The following is a 24,374-nucleotide window of genomic DNA, read 5'->3' as shown; positions in this document are numbered from 1 at the left end:
GCGGCCTCTCGGCGACGTCCACGCGACGGTCATCGGCCTCGAGAACCGCATCCCTGGGTCGGCGGTGGATCTGCAAGGCCTCGCCCTGTGCCTCCGGCGCGCGTGGGAACGCCCGTGGGAGATCCGGTTCGGAGGGTTCGCGCCGGGCGACCGGTCGCGCTCCAGCCGAGGAGCATCCTTGTACGAGCGCACGCTGGGCTGGGGTGGGCGGCAGCTCGTCCTCATCGGCTGGCCCGTCGATGGCGCCCAGAGCGGGAACCCGCGGCCTGACCTCGCAGAGCTGCGCCGCGAGGCGGAGACCTTCGGATTCCGGCATCGGTACCACGTGACGTCCGAGGACTCGGACCACGACCTCCACATGGTGCTCGGGGAGATCGTGGGAGAGGTGCCTGTGGCTGCCCTCGACGACGTCGCGACTGCGGTGCGCGCGCGGCTCAGCCGCGCACCGACCGTCGTGCCGCTGTCTCTGGACGACGTGTCTCTGGCCGTCTACGAATCGACGACCCTGCCCGGGTCGACGACGCAACGCCTCCCGCTCGAGACCCTGATGGCCGGGCGGGACTCCGCGTGCTGAACAAGGTGATGCTCCGGGGGCCTGCGCTGATCGCCGCCCTCGTCGCCGCGTTGGGCTTCGTGGCGTCCATCGCCCAGTTGGTGACGCTGGGGACGTTCGGCATCCTGACCGTCGTCGTCGTGGTGCTGTCGGTCGGAGTGCTCGTAGCGCGACTCATCGGCCCCAGCCTCCGGAAGAACGGTCGAGGCGAGCGCTTGCTCGTCAGCATCGCCGCCCTCGGCATGCAGGACCTGGAGATGCGGGGATACGGACGGAACAACCTGCCCGAGCCCCAGTACCTGCGGACGGCGCGACGCGACGTCCTGATCGTGGGCCCCACCTTGTACGGCGTGGCAGAGCGGCAGGCCGATGACCTGCGGCAGGCGCTCGACCGGGGCGTGGCCGTTCGCCTCCTCGTCCTCGATCCGGACTGGGCCGCATCGCAGAACCTGGTCGCGCGCGTCGACGTCGGTGCCCAGATCCGGGACACGCTCGCACTGCTCAGGAGGGAGGGACTCCTGGGGCACCGCGGGTTGTCCGTACGGTTCGTCGGGTTCTTCCCCAGCTATCGAGGAGTCCTCGTCGATGGGGACGTCGCCCACTCGGGGAGCCGACCCGACACCGCGAGGGGGTGGCTACGACTGCAGCCCCATCTCAGCTGCGACCTCTCCGGGCATCGGGCGATGGTGCTGGAGTTCGCCGCCACGGCAGGGGCGGAATCGCCGTTCGACCTGTTCGCGACCGATCTGCGGCAGCTCTGGGGCACAGCCGTGGAGCGGCCGGACCTGGTGGGTCCGCAGCCGTCGTAGGTCAGCACCGGACCGGAGCCAGTTCTACGGGGCGACTAACGTTGAGGGGTCACCCGCCGACCGCCAGCCGGATGGAGCCCCACCGCGTGAGCACCGCCAAGCACGACCCCGCCCGACTCGACAAGGTCGTCAACCTCTGCAAGCGCCGGGGGTTCGTCTTCCCGGCCGGCGAGATCTACGGCGGTACCCGCTCCGCCTGGGACTACGGGCCCCTGGGCGTCGAGCTCAAGGAGAACATCAAGAAGCAGTGGTGGCGCACCGTCGTCCAGAGCCGCGACGACATCGTCGGCCTGGACTCCTCGGTGATCCTGCCCCGCCAGACCTGGGTCGCCTCCGGGCACGTCGGCGTCTTCACCGACCCGCTGACCGAGTGCCAGAGCTGCCACAAGCGGTTCCGCGCCGACCACCTGGAAGAGGGCTACGAGGAGAAGAAGGGCCGGGCGCCGGAGAACGGCCTGGCCGACATCTCCTGCCCGAACTGCGGCACCAAGGGCGCGTGGACCGAGCCGCGCGACTTCAACATGATGCTCAAGACCTACCTCGGTCCGATCGAGGACGAGTCGGGGCTGCACTACCTGCGCCCGGAGACCGCGCAGGGCATCTTCGTGAACTTCGCCAACGTCATGGGCGCCGCGCGCAAGAAGCCGCCGTTCGGCATCGGCCAGATCGGCAAGTCGTTCCGCAACGAGATCACGCCGGGCAACTTCATCTTCCGCACCCGCGAGTTCGAGCAGATGGAGATGGAGTTCTTCGTCGAGCCGGGCAGCGACGAGGAGTGGCACCAGTACTGGATCGACGAGCGGACCCGCTGGTACACCGACCTGGGCATCGCCCCGGAGAACCTGCGGCACTACGAGCACGCGAAGGAGAAGCTGTCGCACTACTCGAAGCGCACCGTCGACATCGAGTACCGCTTCGGCTTCCAGGGCTCGGAGTGGGGCGAGCTGGAGGGCATCGCCAACCGCACCGACTTCGACCTCTCGACGCACTCGGAGCACTCGGGCACGGACCTGTCCTACTTCGACCAGGCCACCAACACCCGCTGGACGCCGTACGTCATCGAGCCCGCGGCCGGGCTCACCCGCTCGCTCATGGCCTTCCTCATCGAGGCCTACACCGAGGACGAGGCGCCCAACGCCAAGGGCGGCGTCGACGTGCGCACCGTGCTGAAGCTCGACCCGCGGCTGGCGCCGGTGAAGGCCGCCGTCCTGCCGCTGTCCCGCAACGCCGACCTCTCGCCGAAGGCCCGCGACCTGGCCGCCGCCCTGCGACGGAACTGGAACGTGGACTTCGACGACGCCGGGGCCATCGGCCGCCGGTACCGCCGCCAGGACGAGGTCGGGACGCCGTTCTGCCTCACCGTCGACTTCGACACCCTCGAGGACGACGCGGTGACCGTGCGGGAGCGCGACACGATGAGCCAGGAGCGTGTGGGCCTGGGCCAGGTCGAGTCCTACCTGGCCGCCCGTCTGCCCGGCTGCTGAGCGAGGTCGCCCGAGGCCCGGTTCCGCTCTCTGGAACCGGGCCTCGCTGCGTTTCCGCCCTCTGCCCGCCGGCGGCGTTGCCCCTGAGCCGGACATTCCGTCCCCGGAAATGTCGGCCAGGGGGACAACGCCGCTCTGGCCGACCCACTCCGCGGCCGGTCCGCGGCGCGGCGCACGATGGGGTTGGATCCCCGTACTGACCCAGCTCCAGGAGTGACCATGCTCGAGACCAGCCTGCTCATCGGCAGTGGGACGGCGGCCGCCGCGAGCGGCCGCACCTTCGACCGGGCCAACCCGGTCAGCGGCGAGATCGTGACCCGATCGCAGGCCGCCGGCGTGGAGGACGCCGTCCGTGCGGTCGAGGCCGCCGCCTCGGCCTTCGAGGCGTGGGCCGCCACCACGCCCAGCACCCGCCGGATGCTCCTGCTCAAGGCCGCCGACCTGCTCGAGGCCAGCACCGAGCGCTTCGTCGAGCGGATGGCCGCCGAGTGCGGGGCCACCGCCGGATGGGGCCACTTCAACGCCCACCTCGCCGCCGGGATCCTCCGCGAGGCCGCCGGGCTCACCACCTCCGTGGGGGGCCAGGTCATCCCCTCCGACGTCCCGGGCAGCCTGAGCATGGGCATCCGCCAGCCCGCCGGCGTCGTCGTCGGCATGGCGCCGTGGAACGCCCCGGTGATCCTGTCGACCCGAGCCGTCGCCTTCCCGCTCGCGGCCGGCAACACCGTCGTCCTCAAGTGCTCGGAGCTCTCGCCGGGCACCCACATGCTGCTCGGCGAGATCCTGCTCGAGGCCGGCTTCCCGGCGGGCGTCGTCAACGTCATCACCGTGGCCCCCGAGGACGCCGCCGACGTCACCGAGGCGATGGTGGCCCACCCGGCGGTGCGCCGGCTCAACTTCACCGGCTCGACCCGGGTCGGCCGCATCATCGGCGAGGTCTGCGCCCGGCACCTGGTGCCCGCCGTCCTGGAGCTCGGCGGCAAGAACCCGCTGGTCGTCCTCGACGACGCCGACATCGACGCCGCCGTGCAGGGCGCGACCTTCGGTGGCTTCGTGAACCAGGGCCACGTCTGCATGTCGACCGACAAGATCATCGTCGACGAGTCGATCGCCGACGAGTTCGTCGCCAAGCTGGTCGCCCGGGTGGAGTCGCTGCCCGTGGGTGACCCGCGTGAGGGCGACGTGGTGCTCGGCTCGGTCATCGGGCAGAGCACCGTCGACCACATCCAGCGGCTGGTCGACGACGCCGTCGCCAAGGGCGCGAAGGTCCTGACCAGCGGCGAGCCGAACGGCACGATCATGCCCGGCGTGGTGCTCGACCACGTGACCCCGGACATGGAGATCTTCTCGGAGGAGATCTTCGGCCCGGCCGTCACCATCACCCGCGTGAGCAGCGAGGACGAGGCGATCGCGAAGGCCAACGACAGCGCCTACGGCCTGTCGGCCGCCGTGTTCACCCGCGACGCCGCCCGCGGCTTCCAGGTGGCCCGGCGGATCGAGTCCGGCATCTGCCACATCAACGCGCCCACGGTGCACGACGAGGCGCAGATGCCCTTCGGTGGCGTGAAGGACAGCGGCTACGGGCGCTTCGGCGGCCAGGCCGGCATCGACGCCTTCACCGAGCTGCGCTGGATCAGCATGCAGGTGGAGCCGCGCGTCTACCCGTTCTGATCGGGCGGCGGGGTTCAGCCGGTCGACCGGACGTCCGGCCGCGCCACGGCGCGGCCAGACGTCCGGTCCGGCGGCTCAACCCACGGCGTCGTCGGCGCGGGTCAGCCATCCGTCGTCCGGGCTACCTGTTCCGGTGCCGCGCCAGACGCCCTCGGCCCGCGGGACCTCGGTGAAGTCACGTGCACGGGGGCCGGCGTCGGCGAGGTGACGGCGCACCAGACGGTCCAGGTCGGAGAGCCGCCGGGGACGCAGGTCCTCGGCGGCCACGCGCACGAAGCGGACGCCGACCGAGCGCAGCAGGTCCTCGACGCGCTTCTCCCGCCAGAGCTCCTCCTCGGGGGTCCGGCCGTACTGCGGACGCCGGTACTTGACCCGCCCGTCGAACTCGACGGCCACGGCGGCATCGGCGTACCAGCCGTCGACGACCTTCAGCAGCTCGCCGCTCACCCACAGCTCCACCTGCGGGACGAACGGTGGGAGGCCGAGCGCGGCGAAGGTCAGCCGGCCGCACGTCTCCAGCCACGACTCGGCGCGACCGTCGGCGAGCGCGACGGAACGAACCGCGCGCGGGATCCCGGGCACGTTCGCCTGCCGGTCGAGCACTCGCCCGAGCTCCGCCCGGTCGGCCAGCCGCCGAACCAGCACCGCGTCGACCGCGGCCACGGCATGGACCTCCGGCCAGGTGCGGGCGAGGTCGACGACGGTGCGGGCCGCCGTCGTCACCCGGTAGGCGCCCCGCACGGTCACCTCGTCCTCCGGCAGGTCGGCGTGCGTCATCAGCCAGCCGCGGCCACGGCGCCAGCGATCGGGATCGGTGAGGTGCACCGTCGTCGGGATCGGGCGGGGGCGGGGGAGTCCCCAGACCCACGCCGCCGTCGCCCCGCTGAGCACCGCCGTCGGGCGGTCGAGGCCGGTCGTGACCGCGAGCGCGTCCAGGCCCGGGCGACGACCCGTCCGCTCGACGTCGGCCAGATCGCTCGCCGTCACGAAGACCCCTCTCCGCAGCCGCACCCACGTCCCGGTGCGAACCGCCGTCCGGATCTCCCGCTCACCCACCCCGCGCGCAGCCAGGTCGGCGCTGGTGAAGATGCCGAGCCGGCGGCGGGCCGGTTCGGCTACGGCGAGGGGTACTGGGGTCACGGGTCCACACGATGGCCCGCGACGCGCGCCACGGAGCAGCTCGGGAGATGCCTGTGGATCGGGGTGAGGCCTGGGGACGAGGTGCGGCCGCGCCGGCGGACCTCTGGCCGCGCCGCGGCGCGGCCAGAGGTCCGGTGGCACGGCTGGACGTCCGTCGAGCCGGACGACGGCCGCCCGACACCCGACCGGGCGAGGTGGGCGACCGGCGTCGCCGCCTACCCTGGGTGCCGTGACCAGCACGCTCGAGCCGACGACGACGGCGCTCCCGCCGCTGCGGCTCGGGGCGCTCACGGTCGACCCCGCCGTGGTGCTGGCGCCGATGGCCGGCATCACCAACCCGGCGTTCCGCACGCTGTGCCGCGAGTTCGGCGCGGGCCTGTACGTCTGCGAGATGATCACCACGCGGGCGCTGGTCGAGCGCAACGAGAAGACGCTCCGGATGATCCGCGCGACCGCCGACGAGAAGGACGCGTTCTCCGTCCAGCTCTACGGCGTCGACCCGGCAACCGTGGGCCGGGCGGTGGAGATGCTGGTCGACGAGGGCGTGGCCGGCACCCGCCCCGCGCACATCGACCTGAACTTCGGCTGCCCGGTGCCCAAGGTGACCCGCAAGGGCGGTGGCTCGGCCCTGCCCTGGCACCGGGTGCTGCTGCGCAGCATCGTCCGCGAGGCGGTACGCGCGGCGAAGGACGTCCCGGTCACCATCAAGACCCGCATCGGCATCGACGCCGACCACGTCACCTACCTCGACGCCGGCCGGATCGCCCAGGACGAGGGCGCCGCCGCCATCACCCTGCACGGCCGCACGGCCGACCAGCTCTACAGCGGCACCGCGGACTGGGAGCCCATCGCCCGCCTCGTCGAGGCCGTCGACATCCCGGTGCTCGGCAACGGCGACATCTGGGAGGCCGACGACGCGCTGCGCATGGTGGCCGAGACCGGGTGTGCCGGTGTGGTCATCGGCCGCGGCTGCCTGGGCCGGCCGTGGCTGTTCGGCGACCTGGCCGCGGCGTTCGCGGGCGAGACCCGCCGCGCGCTGCCGACGTTCCGCGAGGTCGCCGGGATCATGCACCGGCACGCCGAGCTGCTGGCCGAGGAGCACGGCGAGAGCCACGGCTGCAGCGACTTCCGCAAGCACGTGGCCTGGTACCTCAAGGGCTTCAGCGTGGGTGGCGACGTCCGCCGCGCGCTGGCGATGGTGAGCGGCCTCGACGAGCTGGCCGAGCTGCTGGCGGGCGTGCCCGACCAGCCGTACCCGACGGCGGTGCTGGGTGCGCCGCGCGGCCGGACGAGCGCGCCCCGCCCCGTGGCGCTGCCGGAGGGCTGGCTCCTCGACCGAGACGACCCCCGCCCCCCGATGGGGGCCGAACTCGAGACGAGCGGCGGATGACCTCCCAGGGCCCCTTCCTCTACGACGACGGCCCGGCGCCGCTGCACACCGGCACGCCCCGCAGCGCCAAGGTCTGGATCGTGGCCGGCATCGTCGGCATCGCGCTGCTCGCCGTCGCGATGGTCGGGTTCCTCTACCTGCTCAAGGGCTCGCCGGCGCAGCAGGCGACCCAGGCCGCGCAGGTGTTCGTCGACTCGATGGGTGACGGCGACACCGGTACCGCCTACGAGATGCTGTGCGAGGACGAGCGCGACCGGTTGGCGCCCGACGAGGTGGCCGGCGTCTACCAGGGCGTCGGCGAGGCCGAGGTCGGAGAGGTCTACGACGACGCCACCGAGGGTGCCGCCGTCCAGGTCGTGGCCGTGCGCTGGGCCGACGGCGCGACCACCGAACTGCGCGTGATGAACGAGGACGGCCCCCGGATCTGCGGCCTCGCCGACTGACTCCTCGGGGTGGGTGCCGAATCGCGCCGCACCCCGCGCTGCGTCAAGATCACTGGATCCCGTCCGGCGTCCGGGGCACCCTCCGGGCGCGAACGGACGGGGGGACCGGGGGCCTCCGGTAGGGCACCATCGCGACCACGCGGAGGCCGGTAGTCGAGCGCGGAGGTGCGGGGATGTCGGGCGGATCGTCGGCGAAGTGGGTCTACGACTTCAGCGAGGGCAACAAGGACCAGAAGGACCTCCTCGGCGGCAAGGGGGCCAACCTCGCCGAGATGACGAACCTGGGCCTGCCCGTACCGCCCGGCTTCACGATCACCACCGACGCCTGCCGGTACTACCTGGAGAACGGCGGCACCCCGCCCGAGCTCGATGCCCAGGTCAGCGAGCACCTCACCGCGCTCGAGAAGGCGATGGGGAAGTCCCTCGGCGACCCCTCGGACCCGCTGCTGGTGTCGGTCCGGTCCGGTGCCGCGGCCAGCATGCCCGGGATGATGGAGACCGTCCTCAACGTCGGGCTCAACGACGAGTCGGTGAAGGGCCTGGCCGCCCAGTCCGGCAGCGACCGCTTCGCCTGGGACTCCTACCGCCGGCTGATCCAGATGTTCGGCAAGACCGTGCTCGACATCGACGGCGAGCTGTTCGACGAGGCCCTCGACGAGGTCAAGCGCGAGCAGGGCACCGACTCCGACCTCGACCTGGACGCCGCCCACCTGGAGGACGTCGTCGGCCGGTTCAAGGCGATCGTCAGCGAGCAGACCGGCCGCGACTTCCCGCAGGACCCGCGGGAGCAGATGGACCTGGCGATCAACGCCGTCTTCGACTCCTGGAACTCCGACCGCGCGATCCTCTACCGACGCCGGGAGCGCATCCCCAGCGACGCCGGCACCGCCGTGAACGTCTGCTCGATGGTCTTCGGCAACCTCGGCATGGACTCCGGCACCGGTGTCGCCTTCACCCGTGACCCGGGCAGCGGCGAGCAGGGTGTGTACGGCGACTACCTGCAGAACGCGCAGGGCGAGGACGTCGTCGCCGGCATCCGCAACACCGTTCCGCTGGTCGACCTCGAGAACATCGACAAGGCCGCCTACGACGAGCTCATGGGCATCATGAGCCGGCTGGAGTCGCACTACCGGGACCTGTGCGACATCGAGTTCACCGTCGAGCGCAACAAGCTCTGGATGCTGCAGACGCGGGTCGGCAAGCGCACCGCCGGGGCGGCGTTCCGGATCGCCACCCAGCTGGTCGACGAGGGCCTCATCGACATGGACGAGGCCGTCCGGCGGGTGAGCGGTGACCAGCTCGCCCAGCTGATGTTCCCGCGGTTCGTCTCCGGAGGGGACGCCACGCAGCTGACCCAGGGCATGAACGCCTCGCCCGGCGCGGCCGTCGGCAAGGCGGTCTTCTCCTCGGAGACGGCGGCGCAGTGGGCCGACCGCGGCGAGAAGGTCGTGCTCGTCCGCCGCGAGACCAACCCCGACGACCTCTCCGGGATGATCGCCGCCGAGGGTGTGCTGACCAGCCGCGGCGGCAAGACCTCGCACGCCGCCGTCGTGGCGCGGGGCATGGGCAAGACCTGCGTCTGCGGCGCCGAGGAGCTCCAGGTCGACACCAAGGCGAAGAAGTTCACCGCGCCCGACGGCACCGTCGTCAGCGAGGGCGACGTCATCTCCATCGACGGCTCCACCGGCAAGGTGTGGCTCGGCGAGGTACCGGTCGAGCCGTCGGCGGTGGTGCGCTACTTCGAGGGCGAGATCGACCCGGAGGCCGCGGACACCGACGACCTGGTGAAGAGCGTGCACCGGATCCTGACCCACGCCGACCGGGTGCGCCGGCTCGACGTGCGCACCAACGCCGACACCCCGGAGGACTCCGCCCGTGCCCGGCGCTTCGGTGCCCGCGGGATCGGGCTGTGCCGCACCGAACACATGTTCCTCGGCGACCGGCGGCAGCTCGTGGAGAAGCTGATCCTGGCCGACGGCGACGACGAGCGGCAGGCCGCGCTGGACGCGCTCGAACCGCTGCAGAAGCAGGACTTCCTGGAGATCTTCGAGGCGATGGACGGCCTGCCGGTGACCATCCGCCTGCTGGACCCGCCACTGCACGAGTTCCTGCCCGACCTCACCGAGCTGTCGGTGCGGGTCGCGCTGGCCGAGGAGCGCGGGGAGCCCGACGAGGGGAACCTGCGGCTGCTGGCCGCGGTCCGGGGCATGCACGAGTCGAACCCGATGCTGGGGCTGCGCGGCGTGCGCCTGGGGCTGGTCGTCCCCGGCCTGTTCGACATGCAGGTGCGGGCGATCGCCGAGGCGGCGTGCGAGCGGAAGAAGGCCGGGGGTGACCCGCGGCCGGAGATCATGATCCCGCTCGTCGGCGCGGTGCAGGAGCTGGAGGCGATCCGCGAGGAGTCCGAGCGGGTCCTCTCCGAGGTGTGCCAGGCGTGCGGCATCGACGTCGCCCCGCTGATCGGCACCATGATCGAGGTGCCGCGCGCCGCGCTCACCGCCGGTGAGATCGCCGAGCACGCCGACTTCTTCTCCTTCGGCACCAACGACCTGACCCAGATGACGTGGGGCTTCTCCCGCGACGACGTCGAGGCCGCGTTCTTCCACCAGTACCTGGACAAGGGCATCTTCGGCATCTCGCCGTTCGAGGCCCTGGACCGCGACGGCGTGGGCCGGCTCGTGCGGATCGGCGTCGAGGCCGGGCGCGCCGCCCGGCCCGACCTCAAGCTCGGGATCTGCGGCGAGCACGGGGGTGACCCCGAGTCGGTGCACTTCTTCCACGAGGTCGGCCTGGACTACGTGTCGTGCTCGCCGTTCCGGGTGCCGGTCGCCCGGCTGGAGGCGGGACGCGCGGCCCTCGGCGTGTCCTGATCCCGCCGGTCAGCCCGGGACGGCGGTCGACCGCTCGCCCGAGGGCGCGGCCACCGGGCGGCCCAGCGTGACGGGCAGCGACTCGTAGCCGCGCAGGATGATCGTGCCCCGGCGCGTGCCCGCACCGGCGGGGGCGAGGTCGGGGAACCGCTCGAACAGTGCCTGCAGCGCGACCTCGCCTTCCATCCGGGCCAGCGCGGCACCCAGGCAGAAGTGGATGCCGCTGGAGAAGGCGACGTGGTCGCGTGCGTTGGCCCGGGTGACGTCGAAGGCGTGCGGGTCCTCGAAGACCTGCGGGTCGCGGTTGGCCGCGGCCAGCCCGAGGAGCACCAGCTCGCCCTCGCGCAGCTGCACGCCGTGCACGGTGGTGTCCCGCCGCACCCGGCGCCCGGTCCGCTGCACCGGTGACTCGACGCGGAGCATCTCGTCGACGGCGTTCGGCCACAGCGAGGGGTCCTCGACGAGCAGCCGGCGCTGGTCGGGATGGGCGAACAGCAGCGCGGCACCGTTGCCGATCAGGTTGACGGTGGTCTCGAAGCCGGCGCCGAACACGAGCGCGGCGGTGGCGACCAGCTCCTGCTCGGTGAGGCCGCTGCCGTCGTCGTCGAGGGCCACCGCGAGCTGGGACAGCAGGTCCTCGCCCGGCTCCTGGCGGAGCCGGCGCAGGTGCCCGCGGAACCAGGCGTCGAGCTCGGCGAGGTTGCGCTCGACGCTGCGGTGCGTCGACCAGGGGAGGCCCATGTCCAGGCTCGGGGTGGCGCCGTCGCCCCAGGCGAGGAACTGCTCGCGCATGGACACCGGGACGCCGAGCATCTCGGAGATGACCGTGACCGGCAGCAGGCTGGCGTAGCGGGCGACCAGGTCCACCGGCTGCCCGCTCGCGGCGTCGGACTCGAGGTCGTCGAGCAGCTCCGCGGCGATCTGCGCGGTCCGCTCCCGCAGGTGGGCGACCGCGCGGGCGGTGAACGCGCGGCTGACCAGCCGCCGGTAGCGGGTGTGCTCCGGCGGGTCGACGGCGAGCATCGAGGGCGGGTCGATCGGCCCGATGCTGGGCCGGGGGCCGGCCACCCGCAGCGCCGTCCGGAGGACCGGCGGGAGCCCGTCGGCGCGGGCTCCGCCGATCACGCCGAAGTCGTCGCTGCGCAGCACGTCGGTGCAGACGTCGTGGTGCACGCTGACCCGGGCGAAGGCGCCACCGGCGAACGGGGCGGCGGTGCGCAGCCGCTCGTAGTGCTCGTAGGGGTCCTCGCGCACCGCCGGGTCGGCGAGGACCTCGGCGTCCGGGTTGCCCTGCCGCGCCCGTGCGCGGATGGCCAGTCGCATCGCCCCGTGGGTCGCGGCCCAGCGGATCGCACTGCGCACCGTCACGTCGTCGCCTCCGGATCTCGGTGGAGATGGTTGCGAACTGCATACCGGATGAGCCCCCGGGATGCGCGCGGGGCGCCGACGGAGACCGTCGGCGCCCCGGCAGGCGGTGCGGGTACCGGGGCCGGCCGTGTGCGGGCCGGCCCCGGCGGCGGATCAGTTGTGCAGGTCGAAGCGGTCCAGCTCCATGACCTTCACGAACGCCTGCACGAAGTCCCGGACGAACAACTCCAGGGCGTCGTCGGCGGAGTAGACCTCCACGATGCCGCGGAGGATGGAGTTCGAGTTGAACACCAGGTCCGCGGCGGTGGCGGTCCGGACGACGTTGCCGTCGGCGTCCCGGCCCTCGTAGACGCCCTCGGCCTCGGCCGAGGTGGACCACGAGACGCCCAGGTCGAGCAGGTTGCGGAAGAAGTCCTGCGAGAGGACGCCCGGCCGGTCGGTGAAGACGCCGTGCTTCGTGCCACCGGTGTTGGCACCGAGCACGCGCAGCCCGCCGACGAGCACCGTCATCTCCTTGGCGGTCAGGCTCAGCATGTAGGCCTTGTCGACCAGCAGCGTCTCCGGGGAGATCTTGCTGCCGGGGGCGACCCAGTTGCGGAAGCCGTCGGCCCGCGTCTCCAGCCACCGGAAGTTGTCGACGTCGGTCTGCTCCTGCGAGGCGTCGGTCCGCCCCGCGTTGAACGGCACGGTGACCTGCACGCCGGCGTCCGCGGCGGCCTTCTCGACCGCGGCGCTGCCGCCGAGGACGATGAGGTCGGCCAGCGACACCTTCTTGCCGGTCTGCTGCTCGAACTCGTTCTTCACGCGCTCGAGCACGGGCAGCACGTCCTGGACGCCCTCGTTGGCCGCCCAGCCGATCTGCGGCTCGAGGCGGATGCGGGCGCCGTTGGCGCCGCCGCGGTAGTCGGTGCTGCGGAACGACGCCGCGGACGACCAGGCGGTGTGCACGAGCTGCGACACGGTGAGACCGGCGGACAGCAGGCGCTGCTTGAGGTCGGCGATCTCAGCCTCACCCACGAGCTCGTGGTCGACGGCCGGCACCGGGTCCTGCCAGACGAGCTCCTCGGCGGGAACGTCCGGGCCGAGGTAGCGCGACCGCGGGCCGAGGTCACGGTGCAGGAGCTTGAACCACGCACGGGCGTACTGGTCGGCGAAGTACTCCGGGTCGTCCCGGAAGCGCTCGGCGTACACGCGCAGCTCGGGGTCCATCCGCAGCGCCATGTCGGCGGTCGACATCATCGGCGGGTTCTTCTTGCCGGCGATATGCGCGTCGGGGACGAGCTCCTGCGCCTCGGGGTTCTTCGGCTGCCACTGCTTGGCGCCCGCCGGGCTGGTGACGAGCTCCCAGTCCCAGCCGAAGAGGGTCTCCCAGTAGGAGTTGTCCCACTGGGTCGGCGTCGGGGTCCAGGCGCCCTCGAGACCGCTGGTGATCGTGTCGGCGCCCTTCCCGGTGCCCTGCGGGTTGTTCCAGCCGAGGCCGTTGCCGTGCACCGGGCAGCCCTCGGGCTCGGGGCCCAGCAGGGACGGGTCGCCGTTGCCGTGCGTCTTGCCGAACGTGTGGCCACCGGCGATGAGCGCGACGGTCTCCTCGTCGGTCATGCCCATGCGGCGGAACGTCTGCTTGATGTCGTGGCCGGAGCCGACCGGGTCGGGGTTGCCCTTCGGGCCCTCGGGGTTGACGTAGATGAGGCCCATGGTGACGTTGGCCAGCGGGCCCTCGTCGAGGTTGAGCGGCTCGTCACCGGCGTAGCGCTCGTCGCCGAGCCAGGTGTCCTCGGGGCCCCAGAAGACCTCCTCCGGCTGCCAGGTGTCCTCGCGGCCGAAGGCGAAGCCGAAGGTGGGCAGGCCCATGTCGTCGTGCGCCACGTTGCCGGCGAGCACGAGCAGGTCGGCCCAGGAGAGCTTGCGGCCGTACTTCTGCTTGATCGGCAGCAGCAGGCGGCGGGCCTTGTCCAGGCTGGCGTTGTCCGGCCAGCTGTTGAGCGGGGCGAAGCGCTGCGCGCCGTTGTTCCCGCTGCCGCGGCCGTCGGCGATCCGGTAGGTGCCGGCCGCGTGCCAGGACATGCGGATGAACAGCGGGCCGTAGTGGCCCCAGTCCGCCGGCCACCAGTCCTGGGAGGTGCGCATGAGCGTGCGCAGGTCGGCCTTGAGCTCCTCGACGTCGAGCTTCGCGAACTCGGCCTTGTAGTCGAAGTCCTCGCCGAGCGGGTCGGAGTCCTTCGAGGGCTTGTTCAGCACCGAGAGGTCCACCTGGTTGGGCCACCAGTCCCGGTTGGTGCGCGGGCGCCCGCCGGTGTGCGCCTCCGGCGAGGGGATCGCCGGGTTCTCGCTCTCGCTGGTGCTGTGGGTCTGGACCTTGTTGGTCTCGTCCTTCACGGGGTGCCTCTCTGTGCAGCGGTTGCGGTCGGGGTTCGGGGGGTGGGGGAGCAGGTCGGGCAGCGGCCCCAGTAGATGACCTCGGCCTCCTCGATCGTGAAGCCGGCGTCGGCGCTCGCGGTCAGACAGGGTGCCTCACCCACGGCGCAGTCGACGTCGGCGATGGCGCCGCAGGAGCGGCACACCAGGTGGTGGTGGTTGTCGCCCACGCGCGCCTCGTAGCGCGCCACCGAGCCCTCGGGCTGGAACCGGCGGACCAGGCCCGCCTCGGTCAGCGTGCCCAGGACGTTGTAGACGGCCTGGTGGGAGACCTCGCCGGACTCGCGGCGGACGACGTCGATCAGCGAGTCGGTGTCGGCGTGGGGGTGGCGGTGCACGGCGGCCAGGACGGCCAGGCGCGGGCGGGTCACGCGCAGCGCTGCGGCGCGCAGCATCGCTTCGAAGTCGGTGCTGTCCGGCACGGGATCATGCTGTCCCATTCCCTTGAACCGATCAAGAAGGGCCCCTGCGGCGCCGGGCACACCGCCGTCCCCGGCGCACTGCTCCGGTCAGCTCCCCGTGGTACCCATGACGGGTGTTCGTGTGGAGGCTGATGACGCGGGTGGTGGGCGCGGCCGTGCTGGCCGCCGTGCTGCTCGTCGTCTCCACCGCGCTCGGCATCTGGTGGACCGCGCGGCAGGACTCGCACCCGAGCTCCGACGCGATCGTCGTCCTGGGCTCGGCGCAGTACAACGGGGTCCCGTCGTCGATCTTCGAGGCCCGGCTGGAGCACGCCCGCGACCTGTACGAGGACGGCGTCGCGCCGGTGATCGTGACCGTGGGCGGCAAGGCCGCCGGCGACCAGTTCACCGAGGCCGAGGCGGGCCGCGACTACCTGGCCGGGGCCGGGGTGCCGGAGGAGGCACTGCTCGCGGTGCCCGAGGGCGAGGACACGCTGGAGAGCATGCGGGCGGTCGGTGCGGCCTTCACCGAGCGCGGCTGGAGCGACGCGGTGCTGGTCACCGACCCGTGGCACGCCATGCGGGCCGAGCGCATGGCGGAGGACGCCGGGATGGAGGCGGAGAGCTCGCCCACCCGGCAGGGCCCGGCCGTGCAGACCCGCGACACCCAGTTCCGCTACATCCTGCGGGAGACTGCTGCCTACCTGCTCTACCGCGTGACCGGTGAGAGCGTCGCCGGCGCACCCGGCATCGGCTGAGGGAGAGAAGCGACAGATGGCCGGGCGAGGACGCATCCGGGCCGCCGACATCGCGCTCGTGCGCGAGCGCAGCAAGATCGACGAGATCGTCGGTGAGCACCTGCAGCTCAAGCGCGCGGGTGGTGGCAGCCTCAAGGGGCTGTGCCCGTTCCACGACGAGAAGTCGCCGTCGTTCCAGGTCACGCCGACGAGGAACCTGTTCCACTGCCTGGCGGGAGAGACCGGCGTCCTGACCGAGGACGGCGTCGTCCCGATCCGGGAGTTGGCCGGAAAGTCCGTTCGGGTGCTGAACGGAGACGGCGGGTGGGTCGAGGCCCCCTTCAAGTCTTACGGCGTACAGCCGCTCATGAAGCTGACGCTGACCCGCAACGGGCGCACGAGAGTCGTCCACGCGACCGACGAGCACCGGTGGTTCGTCCCGTCCGGCGCGCTGCGGCAGAACCGGCGCGAGAAGCTGACGAAGGACCTGCGACCGGGGGATCGCCTGTCGCACTCGTTCCCCGTGACCCGGGTGCTGAACCCGGCCACGAAGCCGTCCCCTTTCGGGATCGCCCGAGGACTCGTCTACGGCGACGGCACACGCTCCGGAGCCGGTTCGATCGCCGTCCTGTACGGCGAGAAGGACGGGCAGCTGGCGCACGTCTTCGAGGGCTGCCGGTCGTGGAGCGATGAGCGCGGGACGCGCTACTACGGGCTGCCCGCCTACTTCAAGGACGAGCGCCCAGACCTGGAGGAGGACACCTCCTACCTACTGGGCTGGTTGGCCGGTTACTTCGCGGCCGACGGCTGCGTGGCGGAGGACGGCGACGCGATCCTCAACTCGGCCGACCCCGAAAACCTCGAATACGTCCGGCGCCTGTGCACCCGACTCGGCATCGGCACGTTCGGCGTGGCCAAGCAGAACCGTGTGGGGATCGACGGCGTCCCGAGCGACATCTACAACGTGCGGTTCATGACGAAGGGCCTTCCCGAGTCCTTCTTCCTGCTCGACCAGCACCGCGCGCGCTTCCTCGCGAACGACAAGAAGTACGAACGCAAGAACTGGGTCGTCCAGTCGGTCGAGTGGTCCGACCGCGTGGAGGAAGTCTTCTGCGCCGAGGTGCCGGGCACGCACGCCTTCACGCTCGAGGACAACCTCCTCACCGGCAACTGCTTCGGTTGTGGCGAAGGCGGTGACGTCATCTCCTTCGTGCAGAAGATCGACCACCTGTCCTTCTCCGAGGCCGTGGAGCTGCTGGCCAACCGCGCCAACATCGAGCTGAAGTACGAGGACGACGGCGGCCGCCCCACCGCCGGGCCCGACCGCGCCTCGGTCGGCCAGCGTGCGCGGCTGGTCGCCGCCAACACGGCGGCGGCGGCCTTCTACGCCGAGCAGCTCGGCACTCCCGAGGCGGCGCCGGCCCGCCAGTTCCTGGCCGACCGCGCCTTCGACCGGCAGGCGGCACTCGACTTCGGCTGCGGCTACGCGCCGGGCGGCTGGGACGCGCTCACCCGGCACCTGCGAGCCAAGGGATTCACCCAGGCCGAGCTGGTCACCGGCGGGCTGGCCAAGGAGTCCTCCCGCGGCACGCTCATCGACCGGTTCCACCGGCGGCTGGTCTGGCCGATCCGCGACATCACCGGCGACGTGATCGGCTTCGGCGCCCGCAAGCTCATGGACGACGACCCGGGCCCCAAGTACCTGAACACCCCGGAGACCCCGCTCTACAAGAAGAGCACGGTGCTCTACGGCATCGACCGGGCCAAGCGCGACATCGCCAAGCGGCACCAGGCCGTCGTCGTCGAGGGCTACACCGACGTGATGGCCTGCCACCTGGCGGGCGTGACCACCGCGGTGGCCTCCTGCGGCACGGCGTTCGGTGCCGAGCACATCGGGGTGCTGCGCCGGCTGCTCATGGACCAGGACGAGTTCCGTGGCGAGGTGGTCTACACCTTCGACGGCGACGCGGCCGGCCAGGCGGCGGCCATGAAGACCTTCGCCGAGGACCAGCGCTTCGTCGGGCAGACGTTCGTGGCCGTCGAGCAGGAGGGTCGCGACCCGTGCGAGCTGCGCCAGGAGCAGGGGGACGCCGCCGTCCGCGACCTGGTGGCCCGCCGGACGCCGCTGATCGCGTTCGTGCTGAAGACGACGCTGGCCGGCTACGACCTCGACACCGTCGAGGGCCGGGTCGCCGCACTGGAGAAGACGGTGCCGCTGGTCGCCCAGATCAAGGACCACGCACTGCGTCCGGCCTACGCGCGGGAGCTGGCCGGGATGATCGGCAACACCGACGAGGCCGAGGTGCTGGAGCGGATGCGCCGGCTCAGCGGCGACGGAGGGGCACCGTCCCGGGGGCGACCGCGGGCGCCCAAGCGGACACCGGACGACGCCGCGGTCGCCGTGGAGCGGGAGGCGGTCAAGGCGGCGCTGCAGGTGCCGGAGTACGCCGGGCCCGCCTTCGACGCGGTGCCGCCGGTCGCCTTCACCGACCCGGACTACGCCGCGGTCGCCGCGGCGATCGCCGGGGCCGGGGGAGCGGCGAACACCACCGTCACCGGGCCGGCCTGGCTCGACGAGGTCGCCGAGCACTGCGACCGGGAGAGCGCCCGAGCGCTGCTGACCGCACTGGCCGTGGAGCCACTGCGGTCGGTGGGCGAGGCCGACGGCGGCTACGTCAACGCGGTGGTCGCCCGGTTGCAGGAGATGGCGACCGTGCGCGAGATCGCCGCGCTCAAGGGCCGGCTGCAGCGGATGAACCCGGTCGAGGCCGGTGACGACTACATGAAGGCGTTCAAGCAGCTGCTGGATCTCGAGCAGCTGGCGATCTCGCTGCGCAAGCGGGCCATCGGCGGCCTGGAGTGAGCCTGTTCGACGCGGTGCGCCGCCGGTTCGCCCGACCACCTGAGGAGGTGCGTGCCGCGCTCGTCGATCCGGAGGAGCGGGTGCTGGCGTGGGGCGTGCGGGCCCGCGGCGAGGGCTGGCTGGTCGCGACCTCGCGAGGCCTGCGCACCGTCGGCGCGGAGGCCGTCCTCTTGCCGTGGCACCTCGTGGGGTCCGCGCGCTGGGCCGGGACCAACGACGGCGGCGGCAGCTTCACGGTGACGGCGCTGACCGAGGTCGAGCCCGGCGTGCAGGCGCGGGAGCCCGCCGTCCGGTACGTGCTCACCGACGCCGGCGACCTGCCCGCGGTGGTGCGCAAGCGGGTGGACCAGACCGTGGTGAGCAGTCGGCGCTCGCCGCTGCCCGGTAGGGGAGGGGTGCTGCTGGTGGCCCGCCGGGTGCCCGGGCAGGCCGAGCGGGAGTGGACCGTCGTGTTCGACGACGACGCGGACCGGCACGACCCGGGGGCGCGCGAGGCGGCGCGGCAGAAGCTCAGCGAGGCGCTGGCCGCCGAGCGGCCGGTCTGACCCGGCGGGTCAGCGCGGGGGCTCGCCGCCCATGCGGGCCTTGAGCGCGGAGACGGCGTCGTCGGCGCGGGCCTGCGCCATGCCGGCCAGGCTCTGCAGGCGCGGGTCGTCCTTGGCCTGCTCCCAGCCGCGTCGGATCTGCTCGTAGCGCTCCCGGCCGGCCCGGGCTCCGAGGACGTAGCCGGCGCCGAAACCGGCGAGGAACGACAGCTTGGCCACGGGGAACCTCCAGGGTGGACGCGAGGTGAACGACGATCACGCTACCTGTGGCGTGGATCGCGCCGACGCCGGTGAGCCCTCCACGAGCGCGTCCTGGGCGTGGGGTACTCTCGTCGGGCCAGCGAGCAGCGCCTCGCTGATCCCCCGTAGCTCAATTGGCAGAGCATGCGACTGTTAATCGCAGGGTTATTGGTTCGAGTCCAATCGGGGGAGCGCCCAGGTCCTTGACCTTCCGGTCGGGGCCTTCGTCGTTCCCGTGGAGATCGGCGAGCGATGGACCGTGACGGATGCTGGGACAGCAGCGGTGCCATGCGAGCGGATGCTTCGCCTGGTGCATCGCGCATCGCGGCGCACGGGTCGTCATGCGAGTTCGCCGGTCCCGTCCAGCGCGCCGACGACGGCCGTCGTGTCGTGGAGGCTGCTGCCGATCGGACGAACCCCGTCCCGCTCACGAAATACGTCGCGCCCGTGGTTCAAACTGGGTCGGTGGAGCACGTGGCGTGGAGCAAGAAGGTTCCCGAGCAACTGCACTGGGTCCTCCAGGAGCTGCTCGGAGAGTTCGACGAGGCAAGAGGGCCGATCGACATGCTTTCTCGGTACCTCAAGGTTCCCGCACCGAATCTGTACGACGTGAACGGTCCTCAGTGGGTCCACGAACAGCTGGCCCGGCTGGCGCCGCAGCGTGTGTACGAGCTGGTGGAGCATCTCGAGCGCGGCAGGAGCCACCACGACGAGCTCGTCTCGAAGTCGCTCGCCGAGGAAGGCGTCCCGCTGAGGATGCTGGCCGGTTCGTTCGTCCCTGTGGATCAGGCCGCCACCGAGCTGGACGTCGACGACTCGTTGAGTCAGCCGGATTCATTGCTGCACGGTCGATTCTCTCCGACGAAACAGCAATGGGACGTCAGTCGCCGTGAGCTCCTGGCCGGACACCACGAGTCGGCTGTCGCGGCCGCTGTCAACGCGCTCGAAAGCGCCGTTCGGATCGCTGCTGACGCGAAGAGCATTTCTGAAGGGGCGCGAACGCTGTTCAAGGGCCATCGCGCTCCGCTCGGGGCGGCACTGTCGCAGCTGCACAACTACGGCAGTGCCATGCCCAACGTCAGACATGGCGGTCAGGTGGCTTCGACGATGACTCGGACCGAGGCGACCGCTGTATGCCGTGCAGCGGCCGTGTTCATCGTCATGGTCGTGAATCTGGACAACGAGGGCGTCTTGCCGCTGACGTCGTGACCGTGGGCCCCGGCCGCGCGTGCGTGGGGCGCGGGGCCCGGCCGTGGGCGTCCGTGACTCGTTCCTGTCGGGGTGGCGAGTCGGCATCAGGCCAAGGTTCGCGCCCTCGAACGCCTGAGGGCCCGGCCGGGTGATCCGGCCGGGCCCCCAGGGTGGAGCGGGTCAGCGCTGGGCGAGGTAGGCCGCGCCGGTGGCGCGCAGCCGGTCGTGCACGCCGTCGTTCACGGTGACGCCCTCGCGGCCCAGGTGGGCCTTCGCCAGCTTGGCCACCATCGTGTAGTTCGTGTCCACGACGTTGGCCACAGGCGCGAGCCCGGCCTGGCTGACCAGCTGGTAGGCGTCCAGCGTGTCCCAGCCGGTGAGCTCGGCCGCCCAGGTGACCAGGTCGTGCTGGCTCACCCGGAAGGCGTCCTCCAGCGGCTTGGTCGAACCGGTCGACATGAGGAAGTCGTCGGTCTCCAGCCGCGGCCACGCCGTGCCCGACCCCTTGATCAGGTCGACGACGACGACGGTGCGCATGGCCGCCTCGACGGCGGTGCCGCACACCTCGCCCTCGCCCTGCCGGCAGTGCCCGTCACCGATGGCCAGCTGACCCCCGGCGACGTTCACGCCGAAGTACGCCGTCACACCCGCCCGCAGCTCCGGGGTGTCCATGTTGCCGCCGTGCGCGCCCGGCGTGACGGTCGCGAATACCTCACCGCCGGCCGGGGCGACGCCGACCGTGCCGTGCATCGGGTCGAGCGGGAGCTCCACCTCGGGGCCACCGCGGCGCGGCCGGAACAGGCAGGTGCCCCGCTCCCGGTCGACCTCGTAGACCCACACGACCTCCTCCAGCGGGTCGTGCAGCATCGCGGTGCTGTGCGTCGCGGTGAGCGCCCCGAAGTGCGGGAACGTCGTCGAGATCGCCCAGTCGCGGGCCGGCGCGATCTCCACGAAGTGCACCGCCAGGGTGTCGCCGGGCTCGGCACCCTCCACGTGGATCGGGCCGGTGACCGGGTTGAGCTGGGAGAAGTCGCAGACCGCGCTCGGCAGGTCCTCGGCCTTGGTGACCCGGCCGCCGAAGCAGTCCTCGGTGGTCAGCTCGACGACGGTGCCCGGCTGCACCCGCACCAGCGGCTCGGGGGCGCCACCGAAGGTGTACCGGTACTGGTCGGCCGACGGGGTGAGCTGGACGACCTCGAGGCTCACAGGTTCTCCTCCGCGCGGATCTCGGGCTTGCGGCCGGTGAGCAGCAGGAAGGCCAGCACCGCCAGGCCGGCGACGAGCCAGACGAAGCCGAGCCGCTGGGCCGCCACCTGGGCGTTGATCACGACGTAGACCAGGATCGCGAAGCCGATGACCGGGACGGCGAGGTGCCGCCAGTAGTCGCGGCTCTTGCGGCGGCCGAGGTAGTGCACGACGACCGACACGTGCAGCAGCAGGAAGGCCGACAGGGCGCCGAAGTTCACCAGCGTGGACAGCAGCGTGATGCCGTCGTCGCGGCTGTTCATGTACAGGCCGAGCACCAGCGAGACGACGGCGACGAGCAGGGTCGCGTTGACCGGCACCCGCCGGGTCGGGTGCACCGAGGCGAGGAAGCCGGGCAGCTGGCGGTCGCGGGCCATGGCGAACAGCAGCCGCGAGGTCGCGGCCTGCGCGACCAGCGAGTTGGCGAAGCCCCACGCGATCGCCGTCGCGACGGCGGTGAGCACCGACAGCCAGTGGCCCCCGGCGACCTCGGCGGCGTCGTAGAAGGCGGTTCCGGCGGCGTCGCCCTCGGAGATCAGCTTCTCGGGGTTCTCCACCAGCAGCGCGGCGATCCAGGTCTGGACGATGAACAGCGTTCCGGCCAGGGCGAGCGCGGCGATCATCGACTTGCCGATCGAGCGGGCGGCGTCGCGGTTCTCCTCGGCCAGCGTGGAGATGCCGTCGAAGCCCAGGAAGCTCAGGACGGCGACGGACACCGCGCCGAAGACCAGCTCGAGGGAGAACGTGTCGCTGTTGTAGATGGGGGTGAGGTCCCAGCCGCCGCCCTTGCCGCCGGCCAGGGCGACCACGCCGATGACCAGGAAGATGGCCAGGACGATCAGCTCCGCGACGAGCATGATCCGGTTGACCCGTGCCGTGAACTCGATGCCGAAGTAGTTGACGACGGTGTTGAGGACGACGAAGGCGACCAGCCACACCCACACGGGCACCGCCGACCAGATCGAGTTCATCGCGACCGCGGCGATCAGGTAGAGCAGGCCCGGGACGAGGACGTAGTCGAGCAGGATCATCCAGCCGGCGACGAAGCCGACCGGCTGGGCGATGCCGCGCCCGGCGTAGGTGTAGACCGAGCCGGCCATCGGGAAGGCCCGCGACATCTGCGAGTAGGAGGCCGCGGTGAAGGCCATGGCCAGCATGCCGACGGCGTAGGCCAGCGCGACCATGCCGCCGGAGGCCTGGAAGACGCCGCCGAAGATGCCGAACGGGGCGATCGGGACCATGAAGACCAGGCCGTAGACCAGCAGGTCGGTGAAGCTCAGCGAGCGCTTCAGCTCCTGCTTGTAGCCGAAGGCCTCGACGCCGGGGTCCGGTTCGCCGGTCGCGGGGACCGGGCCGCGCGCGGCGCCGGACAGCGGGGCGGGGTCGTGGGTGGTGCGGGGCTCGCTCATGGGGGCTTCACTCCGTCTCTCTCCGGTCGGTGCCGGGGCGGGAGCAGAGTAGGACCGAATCCTTCCAGGTGGAAGGATCCGTCTCAGGCTGTGAGAACCCCGGGGATCTCGCGCAGCGCGAGCCCGTCGGCGCGGGCCAGCCGGGCGGCCGGGCCGCGGCGCCGGGAGCGCCCCGGCGAGACGGCCACGCGCACGCCGTCGTAGAGACCCCGCGCGTAGGCGCACACCACCGGGGCGGAGGGGCCGGAGCGGGAGGCGAGCCGCTCCTGGAGCGCCAGCTGGACCTCGTCGGGGCCGTCGCCGGTCGAGGCGAAGGACGGCATGCACGCGTAGAGCTCGCCGGTGCCGTCGCCGCCGACGGCGTAGAGCCCGTTCTCCTCCAGCGCTCCCGAGAGCCGCACCACCCGACGGTCCAGCCCGGCCCGGGTGAACTCGCGGTTGAAGGTGACCAGGTCCCGCCCGACCATGCTCAGCAGCACGCCGTCGGCGCGGGTCCGGCGGACCAGGTCCAGCAGCGGCCCCATGTCGGTCGGGCCGAACGGCACGAGAGCCTCGCCGACTACCTCGGCGCCGGCGGCGGCCAGTGCCCGGTGCGCGGCGCGGTGCACCGCCCGCGGCCACACGTAGTCGGTGCCCAGCAGCACCCAGCGGCGGGCGCGGCGGTGGCCGACCAGCCAGGTCAGGGCCGCGGCGTGCTGCTCGGCGGGGGAGGCCCCGGTGCGGACGACGCCGGGGCGCAGCCGGCCGCCCTCGTGCGGCGGGGTGAACACGTAGCGGGCCCCTGGCGGGAGGGCGCGCTCCAGCGCCCGGTGCACGTCGCTGGTGTGGAACCCGACCAGCACGTCGAAGGCGCCGGCCCGGAACAGGGACGCGGCCTCCGCCGCGACGACCTCGGGCGCCCGCCCGGAGTCCACGGTGACCAGCCGGACCTCCCGCCCGTCCACCCCACCGACCGCGTTCAGCTCGTCCGCGGCCAGCCCGGCCAGGTCCAGGGCCGACGGCGCGGTGAGCGCCAGCGGACCGGAGAGCGGCACGGCGAGCCCGACGTGGAGGACGTCGCTGCGCGGACCCGTGAGCAGCAGCTCCCACGGGTCCAGCGGACGCGTGGCACCGGACACGCGGAGAAGTATGGTGCCCCCATGTTTCCGGGCGGTGGCGTCGACGCCGCGCGTGGCACCGACGACCTCGTCGAGCTGCTGACCGTCACCCAGCGGCGGGTCGCCGGCGGGGTGGCCGCCGCGCTCGCCGAGGACGGCGGCACGCTCGACGGCTACCGGCTGCTCCGGGCCCTGGCCGGCGGCGGCCGCACCATGGGCGAGCTGGTCGCCGCGCTGCACCTCCCGGCTCCGAGCTGCACCCGGCTGGTCGACGCCGCGGTGGACCAGGCGCTGGCCTACCGGCTGCCGCACGCCGGCGACGGGCGCAAGGTCGTCGTCCACCTCTCCGACCCGGGCCGGGACCGGCTGGCCCGGTGGGAGGCGCTGGTCGCGGCCCACGAGGCGGCGCTGGCGGCGACCCTCGGCGCCGATCGGGTGGCCGCCCTGCGCCACGCCCTGGCCGAGCTCGCCGACACGGACGGCTGAGCCGCCGCCCCCTGCGG

The 24,374-nt window shown here is 72.2% G+C and carries 20 protein-coding genes and 1 tRNA gene; 13 read left to right on the top strand and 8 right to left on the bottom strand.

The features are described from left to right. Nucleotides 1-178: 178 nt before the first annotated feature. From DQ237_RS19480 to DQ237_RS14580, 4 genes are all read left to right on the top strand, one after another. The gene (locus DQ237_RS19480) at nucleotides 179-574 is read left to right on the top strand and encodes a hypothetical protein (RefSeq protein ID WP_147251826.1); all 396 of its coding nucleotides are present in this window, start codon (nucleotides 179-181) and stop codon (nucleotides 572-574) included. Further along, nucleotides 568-1,362 carry a hypothetical protein gene (locus DQ237_RS14590; protein ID WP_113800874.1) on the top strand — a complete coding sequence of 265 codons (795 nt, stop codon included), beginning with the start codon at nucleotides 568-570 and terminating at the stop codon, nucleotides 1,360-1,362. Before DQ237_RS19480 ends, DQ237_RS14590 begins: the two co-directional genes overlap by 7 nt. 86 nt (nucleotides 1,363-1,448) lie before the next feature. Beyond that, nucleotides 1,449-2,846, top strand: coding sequence for a glycine--tRNA ligase (locus DQ237_RS14585; protein WP_240619647.1), 1,398 nt, complete (start codon nucleotides 1,449-1,451; stop codon nucleotides 2,844-2,846). A gap of 219 nt (nucleotides 2,847-3,065) precedes the next feature. Beyond that, the gene (locus tag DQ237_RS14580) at nucleotides 3,066-4,517 is read left to right on the top strand and encodes an aldehyde dehydrogenase (protein WP_113800872.1); all 1,452 of its coding nucleotides are present in this window, start codon (nucleotides 3,066-3,068) and stop codon (nucleotides 4,515-4,517) included. A 75-nt stretch (nucleotides 4,518-4,592) separates the two neighbouring features. On the opposite strand, the gene DQ237_RS14575 is transcribed toward DQ237_RS14580, so the two are convergent. After that, entirely contained in the window at nucleotides 4,593-5,657 is a 1,065-nt protein-coding gene (locus DQ237_RS14575) for a type IV toxin-antitoxin system AbiEi family antitoxin domain-containing protein (RefSeq protein ID WP_166509626.1), read from the bottom strand. A 229-nt stretch (nucleotides 5,658-5,886) separates the two neighbouring features. Between DQ237_RS14575 and dusB the strand changes: the two genes are divergently transcribed. From dusB to ppdK, 3 genes are all read left to right on the top strand, one after another. Continuing rightward, nucleotides 5,887-7,047 (top strand): tRNA dihydrouridine synthase DusB, encoded by a 1,161-nt coding sequence (dusB, locus tag DQ237_RS14570; RefSeq protein ID WP_113800870.1) that lies wholly within the window; start codon nucleotides 5,887-5,889, stop codon nucleotides 7,045-7,047. Continuing rightward, nucleotides 7,044-7,490: a hypothetical protein gene (locus tag DQ237_RS14565; protein ID WP_113800869.1), complete on the top strand. Its 447-nt coding sequence runs from the start codon at nucleotides 7,044-7,046 to the stop codon at nucleotides 7,488-7,490. The genes dusB and DQ237_RS14565 overlap by 4 nt, the downstream gene beginning before the upstream one ends. Nucleotides 7,491-7,663: 173 nt before the next feature. Continuing rightward, a complete protein-coding gene (gene ppdK, locus DQ237_RS14560; protein ID WP_113800868.1) occupies nucleotides 7,664-10,360 on the top strand; it encodes a pyruvate, phosphate dikinase in 2,697 nt (898 codons plus the stop codon). Nucleotides 10,361-10,369: 9 nt separating this feature from the next. On the opposite strand, the gene DQ237_RS14555 is transcribed toward ppdK, so the two are convergent. From DQ237_RS14555 to DQ237_RS14545, 3 genes are all read right to left on the bottom strand, one after another. After that, on the bottom strand, nucleotides 10,370-11,728 hold the full coding sequence (locus DQ237_RS14555) for a cytochrome P450 (protein WP_240619646.1): 1,359 nt from the start codon (nucleotides 11,726-11,728) through the stop codon (nucleotides 10,370-10,372). 153 nt (nucleotides 11,729-11,881) lie between these two features. Further along, a complete protein-coding gene (gene katG / locus DQ237_RS14550; protein WP_205730227.1) occupies nucleotides 11,882-14,104 on the bottom strand; it encodes a catalase/peroxidase HPI in 2,223 nt (740 codons plus the stop codon). Continuing rightward, nucleotides 14,101-14,565: a Fur family transcriptional regulator gene (locus tag DQ237_RS14545; protein WP_113800866.1), complete on the bottom strand. Its 465-nt coding sequence runs from the start codon at nucleotides 14,563-14,565 to the stop codon at nucleotides 14,101-14,103. Before DQ237_RS14545 ends, katG begins: the two co-directional genes overlap by 4 nt. Nucleotides 14,566-14,696: 131 nt before the next feature. On the opposite strand from DQ237_RS14545, the gene DQ237_RS14540 reads away from it, so the two are divergent. The 3 genes from DQ237_RS14540 to DQ237_RS14530 are packed head-to-tail and all read left to right on the top strand — an operon-like array spanning nucleotide 14,697 to nucleotide 18,689. Continuing rightward, entirely contained in the window at nucleotides 14,697-15,302 is a 606-nt protein-coding gene (locus DQ237_RS14540) for a YdcF family protein (protein ID WP_113800865.1), read from the top strand. 16 nt (nucleotides 15,303-15,318) lie between these two features. Next, on the top strand, nucleotides 15,319-18,144 hold the full coding sequence (gene dnaG / locus DQ237_RS14535; protein ID WP_113800864.1) for a DNA primase: 2,826 nt from the start codon (nucleotides 15,319-15,321) through the stop codon (nucleotides 18,142-18,144). Then, the gene (locus DQ237_RS14530) at nucleotides 18,141-18,689 is read left to right on the top strand and encodes a hypothetical protein (protein WP_113800863.1); all 549 of its coding nucleotides are present in this window, start codon (nucleotides 18,141-18,143) and stop codon (nucleotides 18,687-18,689) included. The genes dnaG and DQ237_RS14530 overlap by 4 nt, the downstream gene beginning before the upstream one ends. Before the next feature lie 9 nt (nucleotides 18,690-18,698). Here the strand turns inward: DQ237_RS14530 and DQ237_RS14525 are convergent, their stop codons facing one another. After that, a complete protein-coding gene (locus DQ237_RS14525) occupies nucleotides 18,699-18,908 on the bottom strand; it encodes a hypothetical protein (protein WP_113800862.1) in 210 nt (69 codons plus the stop codon). Nucleotides 18,909-19,048: 140 nt separating this feature from the next. Here DQ237_RS14525 and DQ237_RS14520 point away from each other — a divergent pair. Both DQ237_RS14520 and DQ237_RS14515 read left to right on the top strand, forming a co-directional pair. After that, a tRNA-Asn gene (locus DQ237_RS14520) sits at nucleotides 19,049-19,121 on the top strand. A gap of 273 nt (nucleotides 19,122-19,394) precedes the next feature. Then, complete coding sequence (locus tag DQ237_RS14515) at nucleotides 19,395-20,138, top strand: hypothetical protein (protein ID WP_147251824.1); 744 nt, start codon at nucleotides 19,395-19,397, stop codon at nucleotides 20,136-20,138. A 162-nt stretch (nucleotides 20,139-20,300) separates the two neighbouring features. On the opposite strand, the gene DQ237_RS14510 is transcribed toward DQ237_RS14515, so the two are convergent. From DQ237_RS14510 to DQ237_RS14500, 3 genes are all read right to left on the bottom strand, one after another. Further along, nucleotides 20,301-21,326, bottom strand: a complete 1,026-nt coding sequence (locus DQ237_RS14510; RefSeq protein WP_113800860.1) for an acetamidase/formamidase family protein — start codon at nucleotides 21,324-21,326, stop codon at nucleotides 20,301-20,303. After that, nucleotides 21,323-22,774 carry an APC family permease gene (locus DQ237_RS14505; RefSeq protein WP_113800859.1) on the bottom strand — a complete coding sequence of 484 codons (1,452 nt, stop codon included), beginning with the start codon at nucleotides 22,772-22,774 and terminating at the stop codon, nucleotides 21,323-21,325. Before DQ237_RS14505 ends, DQ237_RS14510 begins: the two co-directional genes overlap by 4 nt. Before the next feature lie 83 nt (nucleotides 22,775-22,857). Then, nucleotides 22,858-23,892 carry an ABC transporter substrate-binding protein gene (locus DQ237_RS14500; protein WP_166509625.1) on the bottom strand — a complete coding sequence of 345 codons (1,035 nt, stop codon included), beginning with the start codon at nucleotides 23,890-23,892 and terminating at the stop codon, nucleotides 22,858-22,860. 21 nt (nucleotides 23,893-23,913) lie between these two features. On the opposite strand from DQ237_RS14500, the gene DQ237_RS19475 reads away from it, so the two are divergent. Further along, the gene (locus DQ237_RS19475) at nucleotides 23,914-24,357 is read left to right on the top strand and encodes a MarR family winged helix-turn-helix transcriptional regulator (RefSeq protein ID WP_147251822.1); all 444 of its coding nucleotides are present in this window, start codon (nucleotides 23,914-23,916) and stop codon (nucleotides 24,355-24,357) included. The last annotated feature ends 17 nt before the right edge of the window (nucleotides 24,358-24,374 follow it).

The organism is Blastococcus sp. TF02-8 (assembly GCF_003319175.1).
In the GTDB taxonomy this organism is placed as follows: Bacteria; Actinomycetota; Actinomycetes; order Mycobacteriales; family Geodermatophilaceae; genus Blastococcus.
Note: the sequence above shows the minus strand (reverse complement) of the source record. Positions and strands in the feature narration are given on the sequence as shown.